Consider the following 19,031-nt stretch of genomic DNA (forward strand, 5'->3'; position numbering starts at 1 on the left):
CCCGCCCGCCCCGGCGCCCGTGTCGCTCCCTCCCCCTCCGGAAGGACCCTCCGCCATGGCCGACTGGCCCACCCAGCCCGTGCGTCCGTCCGCCCCGCCGCAGGCCCGCGACACCGCCGGGGCGCCGGACGGCGCCACCGACCCGTCCCCGACGGGCCGCACCCTCGACGGGCTGTTCGCCGCCCGGGTGGCCGAGACGCCGCACGCACCCGCGCTGACCGACGGCCGGCGCACCTGGAGCTACCGGGAACTGGCCGACCGGGTCGAACGCCTGGCCCTGGCGCTGAGACGGCGCGGCGCGGCGCCGGACCGGACGGTGGCGCTGGTCCTGCCGCGCTCGATGGAACTGGCCGCCGCCGAACTGGCCGTCGCCCGGGCCGGTGCCGCCTTCCTGCCGGTGGACCCCGGCTACCCGGCCGAGCGACGAACCCTGATGCTCGCCGACGCCGCGCCCGCAGTGGTGCTGGACGACCCGGCCTGGGTCGCCGAAGCGATGGAGGCGGCCGGGGCGGTGGAGGCGGCCGCGGAGACGGTGGGCGGCCTCCGTGCCGAGCCCGGCACCGACCACGCCGCGTACGTCATCTACACCTCCGGCTCCACCGGGACGCCCAAGGGCGTGGTGGTCACCCACCGCGGGATCGCCGGGTTCACCGCCGCGGCCGTCGAGCGCTACGCCGTGCGCCCCGGCGACCGGGTGCTGCAGTTCTCCTCGCCCAGCTTCGACGCCTCCGTGCTGGAGCTGTTCTGCTCCGTCCTGGCCGGCGCGACTTTGGTCGTCCCGCCGGACGGCCCCTGGCTGGGCGCCGAGCTCGCCGCCGTGCTGGACGAGCACCGGATCACCCACGCCCTCATCCCGCCCGCCGCCCTGGCCACCGTGCCCGCCGGGGCCGGGCGCCACCTGCGCACCCTGATCGTCGGCGCCGAGGCCTGCCCCGCCGAACTGGTCGACCGCTGGGCGCCCGGCCGCCGCATGATCAACTCCTACGGTCCGACCGAGGCCACCATCGTCGCCACCTGGACCGGCCCGCTCGGCGCCGGAACCGGCACCCCGACCATCGGGGCGGCGCTGCCGCACACCCGGGTGTATCTGCTCGACGCCCGGATGCATCCTCAACCAGCAGGATCCGAGGGCGAGTTGTGCATCGGCGGCGAGGGCGTGGCGCGCGGCTACCTGGGCCGCCCCGGGCTGACCGCCGCCCGCTTCACCGCCGACCCCTTCGGGCCGCCCGGCGCCCGGCTCTACCGCACCGGCGACCTGGCCCGGTGGACCGCCGACGGGCAGCTGGAGTTCCTCGGCCGACTCGACCGGCAGGTGAAGATCCGCGGCTTCCGGATCGAACCGGGCGAGGTCGAGGCCGCGCTGCGGGCCCAGCCGGGCGTCGACCAGGCCGTGGTGGTGGTCCGGGAGGACGAGCCGGGCCACCCCCGCCTGGTCGGTTACGCCACCCCCGCCGACCCGGCGCACGCCCCGGAACCGCCCGCCCTGCGCGCCGCCCTGACCGCCGCCCTGCCGGCCCACCTGGTGCCCTCCGCCGTCGTGGTCCTGCCCGCCCTGCCGCTCACCCCGCAGCACAAGGTCGACCAGCGTGCGCTGCCCGCACCCGCCCGCACCGGCGCCGTCGAACCGCTCGCCCCGCGCACCGGCCGGGAACGCGACCTGGCCGCCGTCTGGGCCGAGGTCCTCGGGGTCGACGCGGTCGGGGTGCACGAGGACTTCTTCGACCTGGGCGGCGACTCGATCCTCGCCGCCCGGGTCCTGGCCCGGATCGCCGAGCGACTCGGCGCCCGACTCACCCTCCGGGACGTCTTCACCGCCCGCACCGTCGCGGCCCTGGCCCCGCTGCTGGACGACCGGCCGGCCGACCGGGCACCGGAGCCGATCCCGCCCGCCCCGCGCGGCGGGCCGCTGCCCGCCTCCAGCGCCCAGCGCCGGCTCTGGTTCCTGAACGACCTCGACGCCGGCGGCACCGAGTACAACACCGGCGTGGCGCTGCGGCTGCGCGGAACGCCCGACGTCGAGGCGCTGCGCCGGGCGCTGCACCGGCTCGCCGCCCGCCACGACGCGCTGCGCACCACCTTCGCCCTCCTCGACGGGCAGCTCGTCCAACGCGTCGCCGATGTCGACGGTTCAGCCGACCTGCCGCTGCGCACCGCGGACCTCGGCACGCTGCCCGCCACGGAACGCGAAGCGGCCGCCGAGCGGCTGCTCACCGAGGAGCTCGGCCGCCCGTACGACCTGGCGGAGGGTCCGCTCACCCGGGCACTGCTGGTCCGGCTCGCCGCCGAGGAGCACCTGCTGCTGCTCGGCCAGCACCACATCGTCACCGACGGCCGCTCGGTCGGCGTCCTCACCCGCGAACTTGCCGCGCTCTACCGGGCCGAGGCCACCGGCGAACCGGACGGGCTGCCCGCGCCCGGCCTCCAGTACCCCGACTTCGCGCACTGGGAGCAGCACCACGCGGAGCAGCGTGACGCGGACGGGCGTGAAGCGGACGGGCGTGACGCGGACGGGCGTGACGCGGACGGGCGTGAAGCGGACAGGCGTGACGCGGAGCAGCACCACGCGGAGCAGCGCCGCCAGGACGCCGGGACGGCCGCCGACCTCGCCTACTGGAAGCGCTGCCTGGCCGGACTCCCGCCACTCCAACTGCCCACCGACCGGCCCCGGCCCGCACTGCGCACCACCGCCGGCGCGGCCCACCGCCACCACCTCCCGGCCGAGCTGACGGCCCGGCTGCGGAACCTCGCGACGGGGCGCGGCACCACCGTGTTCACCCTGTTCGCCGGCGCGTCCGCGTTGCTGTTCTCCCGCTACTCGGGCCAGCGGGACGTGGCCTTCGGCACCGTCACCGACGGGCGCGACCGGCGGGAGCTGGAGGAGGTCACCGGCTTCTTCGTCAACACCGTGGTGCTGCGCGCCGACGTGGACGGAAGGGCCACCGTCGACCGGTACGTGGAGGGCGTGCGCACCACCCTGCTGGACGCCTTCGCGCATGCCGCCGCGCCGTTCGACCGGGTGGTCGAGGAACTCGCCCCGCCCCGGGACCCGAGCCGGACCCCGCTGGTGCAGGTGCTGGTCGTCCAGCAGAGCCCGACCGCCCCGGCCCTTGCGGGCGGCCTGCGGTTCACGGACCACCCGCTGCCCCGACCGGCCGCCCGGTTCGACCTGGTGCTGGAGTTCACCCCCGACGGGGCGGGCGGCTGCACGCTGACCGTCGAGTACAACACCGACCTCTACGACGGGCGCACGGTGGCCCGGATGGCGAGCCACCTGCACCGCCTGCTGGCCGGGATGGCGGACGGCCCGCAGCGCGTCCTCGACGAACTGCCGATGCTCTCCGAGGAGGAGCAGCGCACCGTGCTGGACTCCTGGAACCCGCCGCTGCCCGGCCGGTCCACGACCCCGGGCGCCGTGCTGCCCCTACTGCCTGCGCTGTTCGAGGCCCGGGCCGCCGAAGCCCCCGGGCGCACCGCCGTCGTCCACGGCCCGGTGCGGCTGGACTACGCGGCGGTGAACCGGCGGGCCAACCGGCTCGCCCGGCTGCTGGTCTCCCGGGGCGCGGGGCCGGAGCGGCTGGTGGCGCTGTGCCTGCCCCGAACGGCCGACCTGCCGTCGGCGGTGTGGGCGGTGCTGAAGTCCGGCGCGGCGTACCTGCCGGTGGACCCGGCGTACCCGGCCGAGCGGATCCGGCTGATGCTGACGGACGCGGCGCCCGTGCTGGTCCTCGCCACCCGGGAGACGGCGGCCGCGCTGCCGGAGGGCAGCCCCGTCCTGCTGCTGGAGGACGGGGCGGACGCCTCCGACGACGGCGCCGAGGACGCCGATCTGACGGATGCCGACCGGCTCGGGCCGCTGCTGCCGGACCACCCCGCCTACGTCATCCACACCTCCGGCTCGACCGGCCGCCCCAAGGGCGTCGTGGTCACCCACCGCAGCGTCGCCGTCCTGGCGGACTGGGCGGCGGAGCGGTTCGGGGCCGACGGGCTGGCCCACGTGGTCGCCGCCACCTCGCTCAACTTCGACGTCTCGGTCTTCGAGCTGCTCTGCCCGCTGCTGGTGGGCGGATCGGTGGAGGTGGTCGCCGACCTCACCGCCCTCGAACCCGACGCCTACGGGCCGCGCCCGGTCGGCCTGCTCAGCGGCGTGCCCTCGGCGGTCTCCCGGCTGATCGCGGGGGGAGCCGCCCCGGTCGTCCCGGACACCGTGGTGCTGGCCGGCGAGGCGCTTTCCGCCCGGGCGGTGCGCGACCTGCGGCAGGCCCTGCCCGGCAGCGTCGTCGCCAACCTCTACGGCCCCACCGAGGCCACCGTCTACGCCACCGCCTGGTTCGCCGGGGACCGGCTGCCGGAGCAGGCCCCGCCGATCGGCCGACCCCTGGGGCTGACCAGGGCCTATGTCCTGGATGCCGGGCTGCGCCCCCAACCGCCGGGCGTGGTCGGCGAGTTGTACCTCGGTGGCGGGGGCCTGGCGCGCGGCTACCTGGGGCGCGCCGGGCTCACCGCGGCCCGGTTCGTGGCCGACCCGTACGGCGAGCCCGGCGGCCGGATGTACCGCACCGGGGACTTGGTGCGGTGGAACGCCGACGGGGAGCTGGAGTACCTCGGCCGGATCGACCAGCAGGTCAAGGTCCGCGGCTTCCGGATCGAACTGGGCGAGGTGGAGGAGGCGCTGCGCCGCTGCCCGGGCGTGGCCGAGGCCGCCGCCGCCGTCGCCGAGACCGACGGCCACCGGCGCCTGGTCGGTTACGTCGTACCCGGCCCGGCCGACGGGGCGGACCCCGAGGCCGTACGGCGCACGCTCGCCCGGACCCTGCCCGACCACCTCGTCCCCGCGACCGTCGTGCTGCTGCCCGCCCTGCCGCTCACCCCCAACGGGAAGCTGGACCGCGGTCGGCTCCCCGCCCCGGGGCCGGTCGCCCGGACCGTCCGCCACGTCGCCCCCCGCACCCCGTCCGAGCGGGTGCTCGCCACCATCTGGACGGACGTGCTGCGGCTGGAGCGGGTCGGCGCGGACGACAACTTCTTCGATCTCGGCGGCGACTCCATCCTGGGCATCCAGGTGGTGGCCCGGGCCCGGCAGGAGGGGCTGCCGCTGACCTCCAGGGACCTCTACCGGCACCAGACCGTCGCCGCGCTGGCCCGCTGCGCGGACGCCGCCGAACGGCCCGCCGCCGTCGTCGCCGCGGCCGCCACCGGGGCGGGGGTGCCGACCCCGATCCAGCGCTGGTGGCTGGAGCGGTCCGCCGGGCGGGCCGGGCACTTCAACCAGGCGCTGTCCCTGCTGCTGCCCGGCGACCTGGACGAGGCGGCGCTGGAGGCGGCGCTGAACGACCTGGTCGCGCACCACGACGCGCTGCGCTCCTCCTTCGTGACGACCGGTGGGACGGAGGCCGCGCGCTGGCGGGTCGAGGAGCACACGCCCCGGCTCCGGCTCGGCCGGCACACCGGGCCGGACGGCGACACTCCCCACCTGGGCCCCTTCACGCTGCACGGCGGGCAGCACGGCCCGCTGCTGCGCGCGGTGCTGCACCACCGGGGTGCCGGGCGGCCGCCCGTCCTGCACCTGGCCGTCCACCACCTGGTGGTCGACGGGGTCTCCTGGCGGGTGCTGCTGGAGGACCTCGACACCGCCTACCGGGCCCGCCGCGAGGGCCGGGACGGCGCGGCCGCCCTTCCCGCGAAGTCCACCCCGCTGCGGCAGTGGGCCGAGCGGCTGGCCGGGTTCGCGGCCGCGGGCGGCTTCGAGGACGAGACGGAGTACTGGGCGCGGGCCCTCCCGCCGCAGTCGGCCCCCGGCTCCGCGTCCGATGCCGACCCCGCCTCCGATACCGACCCCGCCTCGGCCCCCGCCTCGGCCCCCACCTCGGCCTCCGACCCCGGCCCCTTCCCCGCCGACGACCCGGCGGCCCCCGACGACTACGCCTCGGCCCGTTCGGTGACCGTACGGCTCGGCCCGGCCGACACCGCCGCCCTGCTGCGCATCCTGCCCGACACCTACCGCACCCAGGCCAACGACGTGCTGCTGTCCGCCCTCGGCCGGGCCCTGTGCGGGGCCGGCGGGCTGGAGCGCGTCCTGGTGGACGTCGAGGGGCACGGGCGCGAGGAGCTGTTCCCCGAGCTCGAACTCGGCCGCACCGTCGGCTGGTTCACCACCCGCCACCCGATCGCGCTGGCCGTGCCCGCCGGGGCGGGCTGGGACGCGGTGCTCAAGCAGGTCAAGGAGCAGCTGCGGGCCGTCCCCCGGCGCGGGCTCGGCTTCGACGCCCTGCGCCACCTGGGCCGCCCCGGGACGGCGCCGATCGCCCCGGCCGCCCGGATCAGCTTCAACTACTTGGGCCGGATGGATGTTTCGGGCGATCGGGACGGGCTGCTGCGCGGCACCTTCCGCCCGCTGGAGCTGGACGCCGACCCGGGCGCCGAACGCCCGCACCCCCTGGAGGTGGTGGGCCGACTCGTCGATGACGCCCTGGAGTTCACCTTCCACTACGCCGAGCCCCGGCACCGTCGGGCCACCGTCGAGGCGCTGGCCCGCCGCTACGCCGCGGAGCTCGCCGACCTCGCCCGCTTCGCGCACCGCCCCGGCGCCGCCGGGCGGACCCCGTCCGACTTCCCGCTGGCCCGGCTCGACCAGGCGGCCGTGGACCGGATCACCGGCGACGACCCGGCCGCGGTGGCGGACGTCCTCCCGCTGACGGCCACCCAGGCCGGGATGCTCTTCCACGGCCTCGCGGAGGACGACAGCGGCGCCTACTTCCAGCAGCTGGACTTCGTCCTGGAGGGTGTGCCGGACCCGCGGCGGCTGGCCGAGGCCTGGCAGCGGGTCACCGACCGCACCGAGGTGCTGCGCGCCCGGGTCCGCTGGCAGGACGTCCCGGAGCCGCTGCTGGTGGTGCACCGCCGGGCGGAGCTGCCGGTCACCGAGCTGGACTGGCGCGAGGTGCCCGAGGAGGAACGTTCCGCCCGGCTGGCCGCACTGCTGGACCGCGACCGGGCCCGCGGCCTGGACCTCGGCCGGGCGCCGCTCCAGCGGCTGGTGCTGATCCGGCTGGCCGCGGACCGGGTGCGGGTGCTGTGGTCCTTCCACCACCTGGTGCTGGACGGCTGGAGCCTGTTCCAGGTGCTCTCGGACGTCTTCGCCGTCCACGCCGCCCTGACCCGCGCCGCCCTGACCCGCGCCGCCCTGACCCGCGCCGAACCGGCCGCGGCCGACCCGGGCACGGCGGGCACGGGCACGGCGGTGCTCCCGTACGGCACCCTCCCGGACCGCCGCCCCTACCGCGACTACCTCGCCTGGCTGGCCGAGCGCGACACCGCCGAGGCGGAGCGGCACTGGCGCGCCCGGCTGGCCGGGACCACCGAGCCGACCCCGCTGCCCTACGACCGCGAGCCGCGCGGCAGCCACCGCGCCGAGTCCACCCGGGCGGTGCCGTTCACCCTGCCCGCCCCCGCGACCCGGGCCCTGGAGGAGCTGGCCCGGGGCGCCGGCCTCACCCTGAACACCCTGGTCCAGGGCGCCTGGGCGATCCTGCTCGGCCGTCAGGCGAACCGCGGCGACGTGCTCTTCGGCACCACCTCCTCAGGCCGCCCGCCCGAGCTGCCCGGGGTGGAGACGATGACCGGCCTGTTCATCACCACCCTGCCCACCCGGACCGCGGTGCCCGCCGACGGCACCCTGCTGGACTGGCTGCGCGAGCTCCAGCACGAGCAGAGCGAGGACCGCCGGCACGGCTTCCTGTCGCTGACCCGGCTCCGGGCCGCCACCGAACTCCCCGAGCAGACCGCCCTGTTCGACAGCATCGTGGTCTTCGAGAACTACCCGGTCGACGAGGACGCGGCCGCCGCCCACGGCCTGCGGCTGCGCGAACTGGACGGGATCGAGACCACCAACTACCCGCTCGCCCTGCTCGCCCACCCGGGGCCGGAGCTGGCCCTGCGGCTGTGCTACGACCCGCGGCTGTTCGACGCCGCGACGATCCGGCGCACCGCCCGGCAGCTCACCGTCCTGCTGACCGCCCTGCCCGGGAGCACCGGACGGCCGCCCGCGCGGATCCCGCTGCTGGCCGCGGAGGAGCGCCGGAGGGTCCTGGTCGACTGGAACGACACGGCCGTCGAACGGCCCGAACGGGACATCGCCGAGCTGTTCGCCGAGCAGGTGCGGCGCACGCCCGGGGCGATCGCCCTGGAGGCGGGCGAGGAGCGCCTGAGCTACCGCGAACTGGACGCCCGTGCCGCCGCGTTGGCGGGTCGGCTGGCGGCGCGCAGGGTCGGCCCGGAGTGCCCGGTGGGCGTCCTGATGAATCGTTCGGTCGCGCTGGTGGTCGCCCAGCTGGCCCTGGTCCGTACCGGCGGGGTGTACGTCCCGCTGGACGGCCGGGCGCCGCGCGAGCGGCTGCTCGGGATGCTCGCCGCGGCCGGCGCCGACCTGCTGCTCACCGACGCCGACCGGGCCGCAAGCGCCGCACAACTGCGCCCCGCAGAACAGGTGTTGCTGGTCGACGGCGCTCCGACCCACGGCGCTCCGACCCACGGCGCTCCGGCCGACGGGTGGGAGGAGAGCGCGGCAGCCCCGCCCGTCCACCCCGACAACCTCCAGTACCTGATGTTCACCTCCGGCTCCACCGGCACCCCCAAGGGCGTCGCGGTGCGCCGCCGGGACGTCGTCGCCCTCGCCCGGGACGCCGCCTTCGCCGGCCACGACCGGGTGCTGGTGCACTCCCCGCACGCCTTCGACGCCGCCACCTACGAACTGTGGGTGCCGCTGCTGCGCGGCGGCACTGCCGTCCTCGCCCCGCCCGGGGACGTGGACGCCGCCGTCGTCCGGCGCGCCGTCACCGAGCAGGGGGTGCGCTGCCTGTTCCTGACCATCGGGCTGTTCCGGCTGCTCGCCCAGGAGGACCCGGGCTGCCTGCGCGGCGCCCGGGAGGTGTGGACCGGTGGCGAGGCGGTGCCGGGCGCGGTGGTGCGGAGGGTCCTGGCGGCCTGCCCCGGGCTCACCGTCGTCGACGTCTACGGCCCGACCGAGACCACCACCTTCGCCACCCGCCGGGCCTTCCGCGCCGGTGACCCGCTGCCCGCCGTGCTGCCGATCGGACGCCCCCTGGACAACACCCGGGCGTACGTCCTGGACGGCGCGCTCCAGCCACAACCCCCGGGCATATCAGGTGAGTTGTACCTGGCCGGGGCCGGCCTGGCCCGGGGCTACCGGGGCCGGCCGGGGGAGACCGCCGCCCGGTACCTGCCCGACCCCTACGGCCCGCCCGGCGGCCGGATGTACCGCACCGGGGACACCGTCCGGTGGAGCGAGGACGGCGAACTGCACTTCGTCGGCCGCGCGGACGACCAGATCAAGATCCGCGGCTTCCGGATCGAACCCGCCGAGATCGAGGCCCGGTTGACCGCCCACCCGGCCGTCGCCGAGGCCGTGGTCGCCCTGGACCGGGACGGCGGGCGCAAGCGGCTGGTCGCCCACCTGGTGCCCGCCGAGGGCGCCGAGGTGCCCACCGCCGCCGCCCTGCGCGCCCACCTGGCCGCCGACCTGCCCGACTACATGCTGCCCGCCGCCTTCGTGCCGGTGCCCGCGCTCCCGCTGACCGCCAACGGCAAGGTCGACCGCCGCCGGCTGCCCGCCCCCGACTGGTCGACGGCCGGCGGCGCCGCCCACCGCGCCCCGCGCACCGGGGCCGAACGCGCCCTGGCCGGGATCTGGGCGGAACTGCTCGGGGTCGAGCGGGTCGGGATCGACGACGACTTCTTCCTGCTCGGCGGCGACTCCATCCTCAGCATCCAGGTGGTCTCCCGCGCCCGCGCCGCCGGCCTCGCGCTCTCCCCGCGCGACCTGTTCCGGCACCCCACCGTCGCCGCGCTGGCCGCGGCCGCCGGCACCGCCGTGACCGTCGTCGGCACCGAACCGGTCAGCGGCGAGGTCGGCCTGACGCCCATCCAGCACTGGTTCCTGGACCCGAACCCGGCGCAGGCCCACCACTTCGACCAGTCCGTGGTGGTGGAGACGCCCGGCGCGGTCGACCCGGAGGCGCTGCGCCGCGCCCTGGCCGCCCTGTGGGCCCACCACGACGCCCTGCGCTGCCGCTTCACCGCCGGCCCGGACGGCACCCGGCGGCAGCACTGCGAGCCCGCCGACGGCACCGCCCCCGAGCTGCTGACGGTCCACCACCAGGACGACGAGGCCGCGGTCACCGGGGCCGCCCAGGCGGGCTTCCGGCTGGACACCGGCCCGCTGCTCGCCGCCCGGCTGTTCCTCCCCGGCGGCACCGGCCCGGCCCGGCTGCTGCTCGTCGTCCACCACCTGGCCGTCGACGGCGTCTCCTGGCGGGTGCTGCTGGAGGACCTGGAGACCGCCTACCGGCAGGCCGTCGAGGGCCGCCCGCTGCGCCTGCCCGCCCGCACCACCTCCGTCCGGGAGTGGACCCGCCTGCTGCGGGCCCGTACCGACGCCGGCGGCTTCGCCGCCCAGCGCGCCCACTGGGCGCGGGCCGTCCGGGCCTGCGCCGCCCCGCTGCCGGTGGACGGCGAGGGCGCCGGCACCGCCGCCGGGCTGCGCGCCGTCACCGTCCGGCTGGACCGCGAGCAGACCGACCGGCTGCTGCGCCGGGTGCCCGCCGTCTACCGCACCCGGATCGACGACGTGCTGCTCACCGCCCTCGGCCGGGTGCTCGCCGACTGGACCGGGCGGCGCACCGTCGCGATCGGGCTGGAGGGCCACGGCCGGGAGGACGGCCTGTTCGAGGGCGTCGACCTGTCCCGTACGGTCGGCTGGTTCACCTCGCTGTACCCCGTCGCCCTGGACGTCCCCGACGCTCCCGACGGGGACTGGGGAGCCGCGCTCAAGTCCGTCAAGGAGCAGCTGCGGGCCGTCCCGGACCGCGGTCTCGGCTACGGCGCCCTGCGCCACCTGGCCCGGGACGAGGCGTTCGCCGACGCCCCCGCGCCCGGCATCAGCTTCAACTACCTGGGCCGCTTCGACTGGTCCGCCCAGGGTGCCGCCCTGGTGCGGGCCGTCCCCGGCGGCCTGGGCGGTTCGGAGGCGCCCGGCACCGAGCGGCCCCACCTGCTGGACGTGGTCGCCCGGGTCGAGGGCGAGGAGCTGGAGATCGGCTGGTACTACAGCGCCGGCCGGCACCGCGCGGACACCGTCCGCGCCCTCGCCGAGGGCATGCTGCGCGCGCTGGAGGGGATCCTCGCCCACTGCGCCGAACCGGGCGCCGGCGGGCGCACCCCCGCGGACTTCCCGCTGGCCCGGCTGGACCAGGCCGCGGTGGACCGGATCGTCGGGGACGGCCGGGCCGTCGTCGACGTCTACCCGCTGACGCCGATGCAGGCGGGCATGCTGTTCCACAGCCTGCTGGAGCCCGCCGGCCGCACCTACGTCAACCAGGTCCAGCTGGTGCTCTCCGGGGTCACCGACCCGGCGGCGCTCGCCGAGGCCTGGCAGCGGACCGCGGACGCCAACCCGGTGCTGCGTACCCGGCTCAGCTGGCAGGACACCGCCGAGCCGCTCCAGGTGGTGCACCGGAAGGCCGTCCTACCGGTCGCCCGGTACGACTGGACGGGCCGACCCGCCGAGCAGGTCGGGGCGGACACCGCCCGGCTGCTCGCCGCCGACCGGGAGGCCGGGATCGACCTGGCCGCCGGGCCGCTGATGCGGCTCTCCCTGGTGCGGCTGGCCCCCGACCGGGTGCGGCTGGTGTGGACCTTCCACCACGTGCTGCTCGACGGCTGGAGCGCGGCCCAGGTCTTCGACGAGGTCTGCGAGCGCTACGCCGCGCTGAGCGCGGGGCTCCCGGCGCGGCCCGTCGAGCGCGCCCCCTTCGCCGACTACCTGCGCTGGCTGTCCGGGCAGGACCAGGCGCAGGCCGAACGGCACTGGCGCGACACCCTGGCCGGGTTCCCCGCCCCCACCGAACTGCCGCGCGACCGGCGTCCCGACGGGGCCCACCGGGCCAGCTCCTCCGCCAAGGTGCGGATCGACCTCGGCGCCGAGCTCTCCGGGCGGCTGCGGGACACCGCCCGGCAGGCCGGACTGACCGTCAACACCGTCCTCCAGGGCGCCTGGGCGCTGCTGCTCTCCCGCTACGGCGGCGGGGACGACGTGGTCTTCGGCACCATCGTCTCCGGTCGGCCCGCCGAACTCCCCGGCGTCACCTCGATGGTGGGACTGTTCATCAACGCCCTGCCGACCCGGGTGCGGATCGACGGGCGGCGCCCGCTGGGGGAGTGGCTGCGCGAACTGCAGGGCGCCCAGTCGGAGGCCCGCCGGTACGACTCCGTCTCCCTCGCCCAGCTCCAGACCTGGAGCGAACTGCCCGGCGGGACAGCTCTGTTCGAGAGTCTCGTGGTCTTCGAGAACTACCCGTTCGACGCCGGGGCGCTGAACAGGCACGGCCTGGCGGTGGAGACCGAGAGCGTCCAGGAGCCGACCAGCTATCCGCTCAGCGTGGTGGTGGCCCCCGGCGAGTCCATCGCGATCGACCTCGACCACGACCCGGCCGCCTTCGACACCGCGACCGTCCAGGGCCTCGGGGCGAGCCTGCGCACCCTGCTGTCGGGCATGGCGGCCGGCCTCGGCCGGCCCGCCGCCGAACTGCCGCTGCTGGCGCCGGAGTCGGGTCGCGAACTGGTCGGGCGCCTGGGTGGCGCGGTGACCGATCCGCCCGAGGGCACGCTGCCCGAGGCCTTCGCCCGGCAGGCCGCCCGCACCCCCGACGCCCCGGCCGTCCGCTCCGGCGACACCCTGCTGACCTACCGGGAGCTGGACGAGCGCTCCAACCGGCTGGCCCGGCTGCTGATCGCGGCCGGGGCCGGGCCGGAGCGCTTCGTCGCGCTCGCGCTGCCGCGCACCGCCGAGCTGGTGGTGGCCCTGCTCGCGGTGCTCAAGAGCGGAGCGGGCTACCTGCCGGTCGACCCGGGCCACCCGGCCGAGCGGATCGGCTTCCTGTTCGAGGACGTCCGGCCCGAGGCCGTGATCACCGACTCCGGGGCCGGACGGCGGCTGCCCGAGGGCCCGTTCGCCCGGCTCGTCCTCGACGACCCGGCCTGCGCCGCCCGGCTCGCCGCCACGCGCGGCGACGCGCTGGACGTGCAGGAACGATCCGCCCCGCTGCTGCCCGGGCATCCGGCCTACGTCATCCACACCTCCGGCTCCACCGGCCGCCCCAAGGGCGTGGTGGTCGCCCAGGCCTCCGTGCTGGCCCTGACCGACTGGGCGGCCCGGGAGTTCACCGGCCGCGGCCTCGCCCACGTGCTGGCCGCCACCTCGCTCAACTTCGACGTCTCGGTGTTCGAGATCTTCTCGCCGCTGCTCTCCGGCGGCTGCGTCGAACTCCTCCGGGACCTGCTCGCCCTCGCCGAGCGCCCCGGGCCCCGGCGCGCCGGACTGGTCGGCGCGGTGCCCTCCGCCCTCGGCGGGCTGCTGGCCGACAACACCGTCGAACTCACCGCCGACACCGTGCTGCTGGCCGGCGAGGCGCTGCCCGCCCGCACCGTGCGCCAGGTCCGGGCGGCCGTCCCCGGCTGCCGGGTGCTCAACGTCTACGGCCCCACCGAGGCCACCGTCTACGCCACCGCCGCCGTCTGCGACCCCGCCGACCCCGACCGCGACCCGCCGATCGGCCGGCCCGTCGGCGGCGCCCGGGCCCACGTGCTGGACGGCCGGCTGCGCCCGGTGCCGGTCGGCGCCCCCGGGGAGCTGTACCTGGCCGGCACCGGCGTCGCCCGCGGCTACCTGCGCCGCCCGGGCCTCACCGCCGCCCGCTTCCTGCCCGACCCCTTCGGCCCGCCCGGCGCCCGGATGTACCGCACCGGCGACCTGGTCCGCTGGAGCGCCGACGGCGAACTGCGCTACCTCGGCCGCGCCGACGACCAGGTCAAGGTGCGCGGCTTCCGGATCGAACTCGGCGAGGTGGAGGCCGCGCTGGCCCGCCACCCGCGGGTCGCGGCGGCCGCCGCCCGGGTGGTCGAGCAGGACGGCCACCGGCGGCTGGTCGGCTACGCCGTCGCCCGCGAGGGCGCCCTGCCCGACCCCGCCGAGTGGCGGGCCTTCCTCGGACAGAGCCTCCCCGACCACCTGGTGCCCGCCCTGGTGGTCCCGCTGGAACGGCTGCCGCTCGGCGCCACCGGGAAGCTGGACCGGCGCGCCCTGCCCGTACCCCAGCCGCACACCCCCGCCGCGTCCGGTACGCGGCCGCCCCGCACCGACACCGAGCGTACCCTCGCGGCGATCTGGTCCGAGGTCCTCGGCGTGCCCGAAGTCGGCGCGGAGGACAACTACTTCGCCCTCGGCGGCGACTCCATCCTGGGCATCCGGATCGTCTCGGCCGCCCGCCGGGCCGGCCTCGCCCTGACCCCCCGCCACCTGTTCGCCCACCAGACCCTGGCCGAACTCGCCCGCGCCGCCGAGGAATCACCGGGTACCGACACCGCCGCCGACACCGCCGAACAGGGCCCGGTGACGGGTGACGCCCCGCTCACCCCCGTCCAGCACTGGCTGTTCGACACCCTGGACGGGGACCCGGCCCGGCTCACCCAGTCGCTCGCCTTCCGGCTCGCCGCCGACACCGACGAACCACTGCTGCGGCAGGCGCTGGCCGCCGTCCTGGCCCGGCACGACGCGCTGCGGCTGCGCTACCGGCCGCTCGGCGACGGCCGGTGGCACCAGTACGGCACCGCCCCCGGCCCGGCCCCGGAGCTGCCCACCCACCACCTCGCGGACGCGGCGGAGTTCGAGGCGCTGCGCGGCGAGCTGGCCGGAGCCTTCGACCTGGCCGCCGGGCCGCTGCTGCGCGCCGCCCTCTGCCGCCTCGCCGACGACCCCCACCCCGTCCTGCTGCTGGCCGCGCACCACCTGGTGGTGGACGCGGTGTCCTGGCGGCTGATCCTGGAGGACCTGGACACCGCGCACCGCGCCCTGCGGGACGGCCGGCGGCCCGACCTCGGCCCCAAGACCACCTCCTTCCGGGCCTGGGCCGAACGGCTCGCCACCCACACCGCCGCCGGCGGCTTCGACGGCGAACTCGCCCACTGGCAGGGCCCGGAGAGCGCCGTCGACACCGCCCTGCCGACCGACCTGGACGGCGCCGACACGGCCGCCGTCGAGGAGTCGCTGACCGTCGCCCTGGACGCCGAGCAGACCGGGCGGCTGCTCCAGGACGTCCCGGAGGCCTACCGCACCCGGATCAACGACGTCCTGCTCTGCGCCCTCGGCCGGGTGCTCGCCCGCTGGACCGGCCGCGACCGGGTGGCCGTCGCCCTGGAGGGCCACGGCCGCGAGGAACTCCTCGACGGCGTCGACCTCTCCCGCACCGTCGGCTGGTTCACCGCGGTGTACCCCGTCGTCCTGGACGTCCCCCGCGCCGCCGACACCGGCACCGTGCTCAAGGCCGTCAAGGAGAACCTGCGCGCCGTCCCGCACGGCGGCCTCGGCTACGGCGCCCTGCGCCACCTGCGCCGGGCCCCCGGGCTGCCCGCCCTGCCGCAGCTCTCCTTCAACTACCTGGGCCGACAGGACCGGACCACCGCCCCCGGCGGCCTGCTGCACGCCCCGTACGGACCGCTCACCGGCGGCCTGGACGCCGCCGCCCGGCGCCCCCACCTGCTCGACGTGCTCGGCCGGGTGGCGGACGGCCGCCTGGAGTTCACCTGGTCCTACTCCCGGGAACGGCACCACCGGGCCACCGTCGAACGGCTCGCCGCCGAACTGCTCGACGAACTGCGGGAGATCGTCCGGCACTGCGCCGAACCCGGCGCCGGCGGCCGCACCCCCGCCGACTTCCCGCTCGCCCGGCTGGACCAGGCCACCGTCGACCGGCTGGCCGGCACCGGACGGGAGGTGACGGAGATCCAGCCGCTCACCCCCACCCAGACCGGCATGGTGCTGCACGGCCTGGACGAGGCCGGACACGGTCTGTACGTCGAGCAGCTCACCTTCGTCCTGGAGGGCGCCCGCGACCCGGAACGGCTGGCCGCCGCCTGGCAGCACGTGGTCGACCGCACCCCCGTGCTGCGCACCGCCGTCGTCCTGCACGACGTCCCCGTCCCGCTGCAGGTGGTGCACCGGCGGGCCACCCTCCCGGTCACCCACCACGACTGGAGCGGGTACGGCGAGGCGGAGCGCACCGAACGCCTGGAACGGCTGCTCGCCGAACAGCGCTCCCGCCCGCTCGCCCTGGACCGCGCCCCGCTGCTGCGCCTGCGGCTGATCCGGCTCGGGCCGGACGGCATCCGGGTGGTGTGGACCTTCCACCACGTGCTGCTGGACGGCTGGAGCGTCTTCCACGTGCTCGCCGACGTGCTGGCCGCGCACGCCGCGATGACCGCCGGGGAGGTGCCGGACCTGCCCGAGCGGCGGCCCTTCGCGGACTACGTCAGCTGGCTGGCCGCGCGCCGCGCCCGCGACACCGGCGCCGCCGCCGAGCACTGGCGCTCCGCCCTGACCGGCCTCGCCGCGCCCACCCCCCTGCCGTACCACCGCCGGCCCGCCCCCGGCGACACCGCCCGCTCCGGGCAGTGGCTCTCGTACCGGCTGACCGAGGCGCAGACGGCGCGGCTCCACGACTTCGCCCGCCGCCACCGGCTCACCCTCAACACCCTGGTGCAGGGCGCCTGGGCGCTGCTGCTCGCCCGCCGCAGCGGTGAGGACCGGGTGTGCTTCGGCACCACCGTCTCCGGCCGCCCCGCCGACCTGGCCGGCTCGGACGGCATCATCGGCCTGTTCATCACCACCCTGCCCGCCGTGGTCGCCGTCGACGGCAGCCGGCCCTGCGCCGACTGGCTGCGCGGCCTCCAGGAGGAGCGCGCCGAGGACCGCCGGTTCGAGCACCTGCCGCTCGCCGAGATCCAGGCGCTCAGCCAACTCCCGCCGGGCACACCACTGTTCGACAGCCTGGTGGTGCTGGAGAACTACCCCGTCGACGAGGAGACGGCCGCCGCCCACGGCCCGCGGATCCGCGACCTGGACGCCCGGGAGGCCACCAACTACCCGCTCACCGTGGTCGTCTCGCCCGGCGAGCGGCTCGCCGTCGAACTCGGCCACGACCCCCGCCACCTCGACGCCGCGACCGCGGAGAGCCTGGCCGGCCAACTGCTGCACACCCTCGGCGTGCTGGCCGGCACCGACGGCACCGTCCGGCTGGACGACCTCGACCTGCTGCCGCCCGGCGAACGGCGGCGACTGCTGCACGGACCGTCCCGCCCGGCGCCGGAGCCGGTCACCCCGGCCACCCTGCCCGCCCTGGTCGAGGCAGCCGTCGACCGCCGGCCGACCGCCCCCGCCCTGAGCGCCCCCGGCCTGGAGCTGACCTTCGCCGAACTGGAGGGCGCCACCAACCGGCTGGCCCACCGGCTGATCGCCCGCGGCGCCGGCCCCGGCACCCTCGTCGCCCTGCTGCTGCCGCGCTCGGCGGAGATGCTGCTCGCCGAGCTGGCGGTCGCCAAGACCGGCGCCGCCTTCCTTCCCGTCGACCCCAACTACCCGGACGAGCGGGTGGAGTCGATGCTGCGCGACGCGGCGCCCGCGCTCACCCTGGACGCCAAGGAGACCGCGGCCCTCCTCGCCGCCCCGTCCGACGACACCCCGTCCGACGGCACCCCGCCCGACGACACCCCGGACCACCGCCCCACCGACGCCGACCGGACCCGCCCGCTCGACCTGGACGACCCCGCCTACGTCATCTACACCTCCGGCTCCACCGGCACCCCCAAGGGCGTCGTCCTCACCCACCGCGGCCTCGCCGCCTTCGCCGCCGCCGAGGCCGCGCACTACCGGGTCACCCCCGGCGACCGGGTGCTGGCCTTCGCCACCCCCAGCTTCGACGCCTCCGTGCTGGAACTGTGCCTGGCCCTGCCGCACGGCGCCGGCCTGGTGGTGCCCGCCCCCGGGCCGCTGCTCGGCGCCCGACTCGCCGAGCTGCTGCGCGCCGAGCGGATCACCCACACCCTGCTGCCGCCCGCCGCCCTGGCCACCCTGCCCGCCGACACCCCCGGCACCCTGCCCGCGCTGAAGACCCTGATCGTGGGCGCCGAGGCCTGCGGCGCCGACCTGGTCGCCCGCTGGGCCCCGCACCACCGGATGGTCAACTCCTACGGCCCCACCGAGGCCACCGTGGTCGCCACCTGGTCCGCGCCGCTCGCCCCGGACGGCGCCGCCCCGCCGATCGGCCGTCCGCTGCCCGGCACCCGCGCCTACCTCCTGGACGCCCGGCTCCGGCCGGTCCCCGACGGTACCCCGGGCGAACTGTGGCTGAGCGGACCGTCGTTGGCCCGCGGCTACCTCGGCCGCCCCGGCCTGACCGCCGCCCGCTTCACCGCCGACCCGTACGGGCCGCCCGGCAGCCGGATGTACCGCACCGGCGACCTGGCGCGCCGCGACCACCGGGGCGAACTGCACTACCTGGGCCGCACCGACCACCAGCTCAAGCTGCGCGGCCACCGGATCGAGGCGGGCGAGGTCGAGGCCGTCCTGGGGCGCCACCCCGGCGTGCTGGACGCCGTGGTGAGCGTCCGCGAGGACGAACCCGGACTGCCCCGGCTGGTCGCCCACCTGCTGGCCGCTCCCGGCACCGAGCCGCCGACCGGCGCCGAACTGCGGGCGCTCGCGGCCCGCTCGCTGCCAGGCCACATGGTCCCCACCGCGTTCGCCGTCCTCGACCGCTTCCCGCTCACCCCCGGCGGCAAGACCGACCGCGCCGCGCTGCCCGCCCCCCGTCCGGTCGACCCGGGCCCCGCCGAGCGGGTGGCGCCCCGGACGCCCACCGAGGAGGCGGTCGCCGGGATCTGGGCCGACGCCCTGGGCACCGAGGTCGGCGTCACGGACGACTTCTTCCTGCTCGGCGGCGACTCCATGCGGGCCCTGCTGATCGCCTCCCGCGCCAACGATGCCTTCGGCGTCACGCTCACCCCCCGCGACGTGCTGGTCTCCCGCACCGTGGCCGACCTGGCCGAACTGGTGGAGGACCAGGTGCTGAGCGAACTCGAAGACGCCGCGTCCGGCGGCCCCGACGATGACGAACGGTGAGGATCCG

At 77.1% G+C, this 19,031-nt stretch carries 1 protein-coding gene; it reads left to right on the plus strand.

From position 1 onward, the window contains the following. Positions 1 to 55 precede the first annotated feature (55 nt). On the plus strand, positions 56 to 19,024 hold the full coding sequence (locus tag ABTY61_RS23270; protein ID WP_350506967.1) for a non-ribosomal peptide synthetase: 18,969 nt from the start codon (positions 56 to 58) through the stop codon (positions 19,022 to 19,024). The last annotated feature ends 7 nt before the right edge of the window (positions 19,025 to 19,031 follow it).

This window comes from Kitasatospora sp. NPDC096128 (assembly GCF_040303105.1).
GTDB lineage: Bacteria > Actinomycetota > Actinomycetes > Streptomycetales > Streptomycetaceae > Kitasatospora.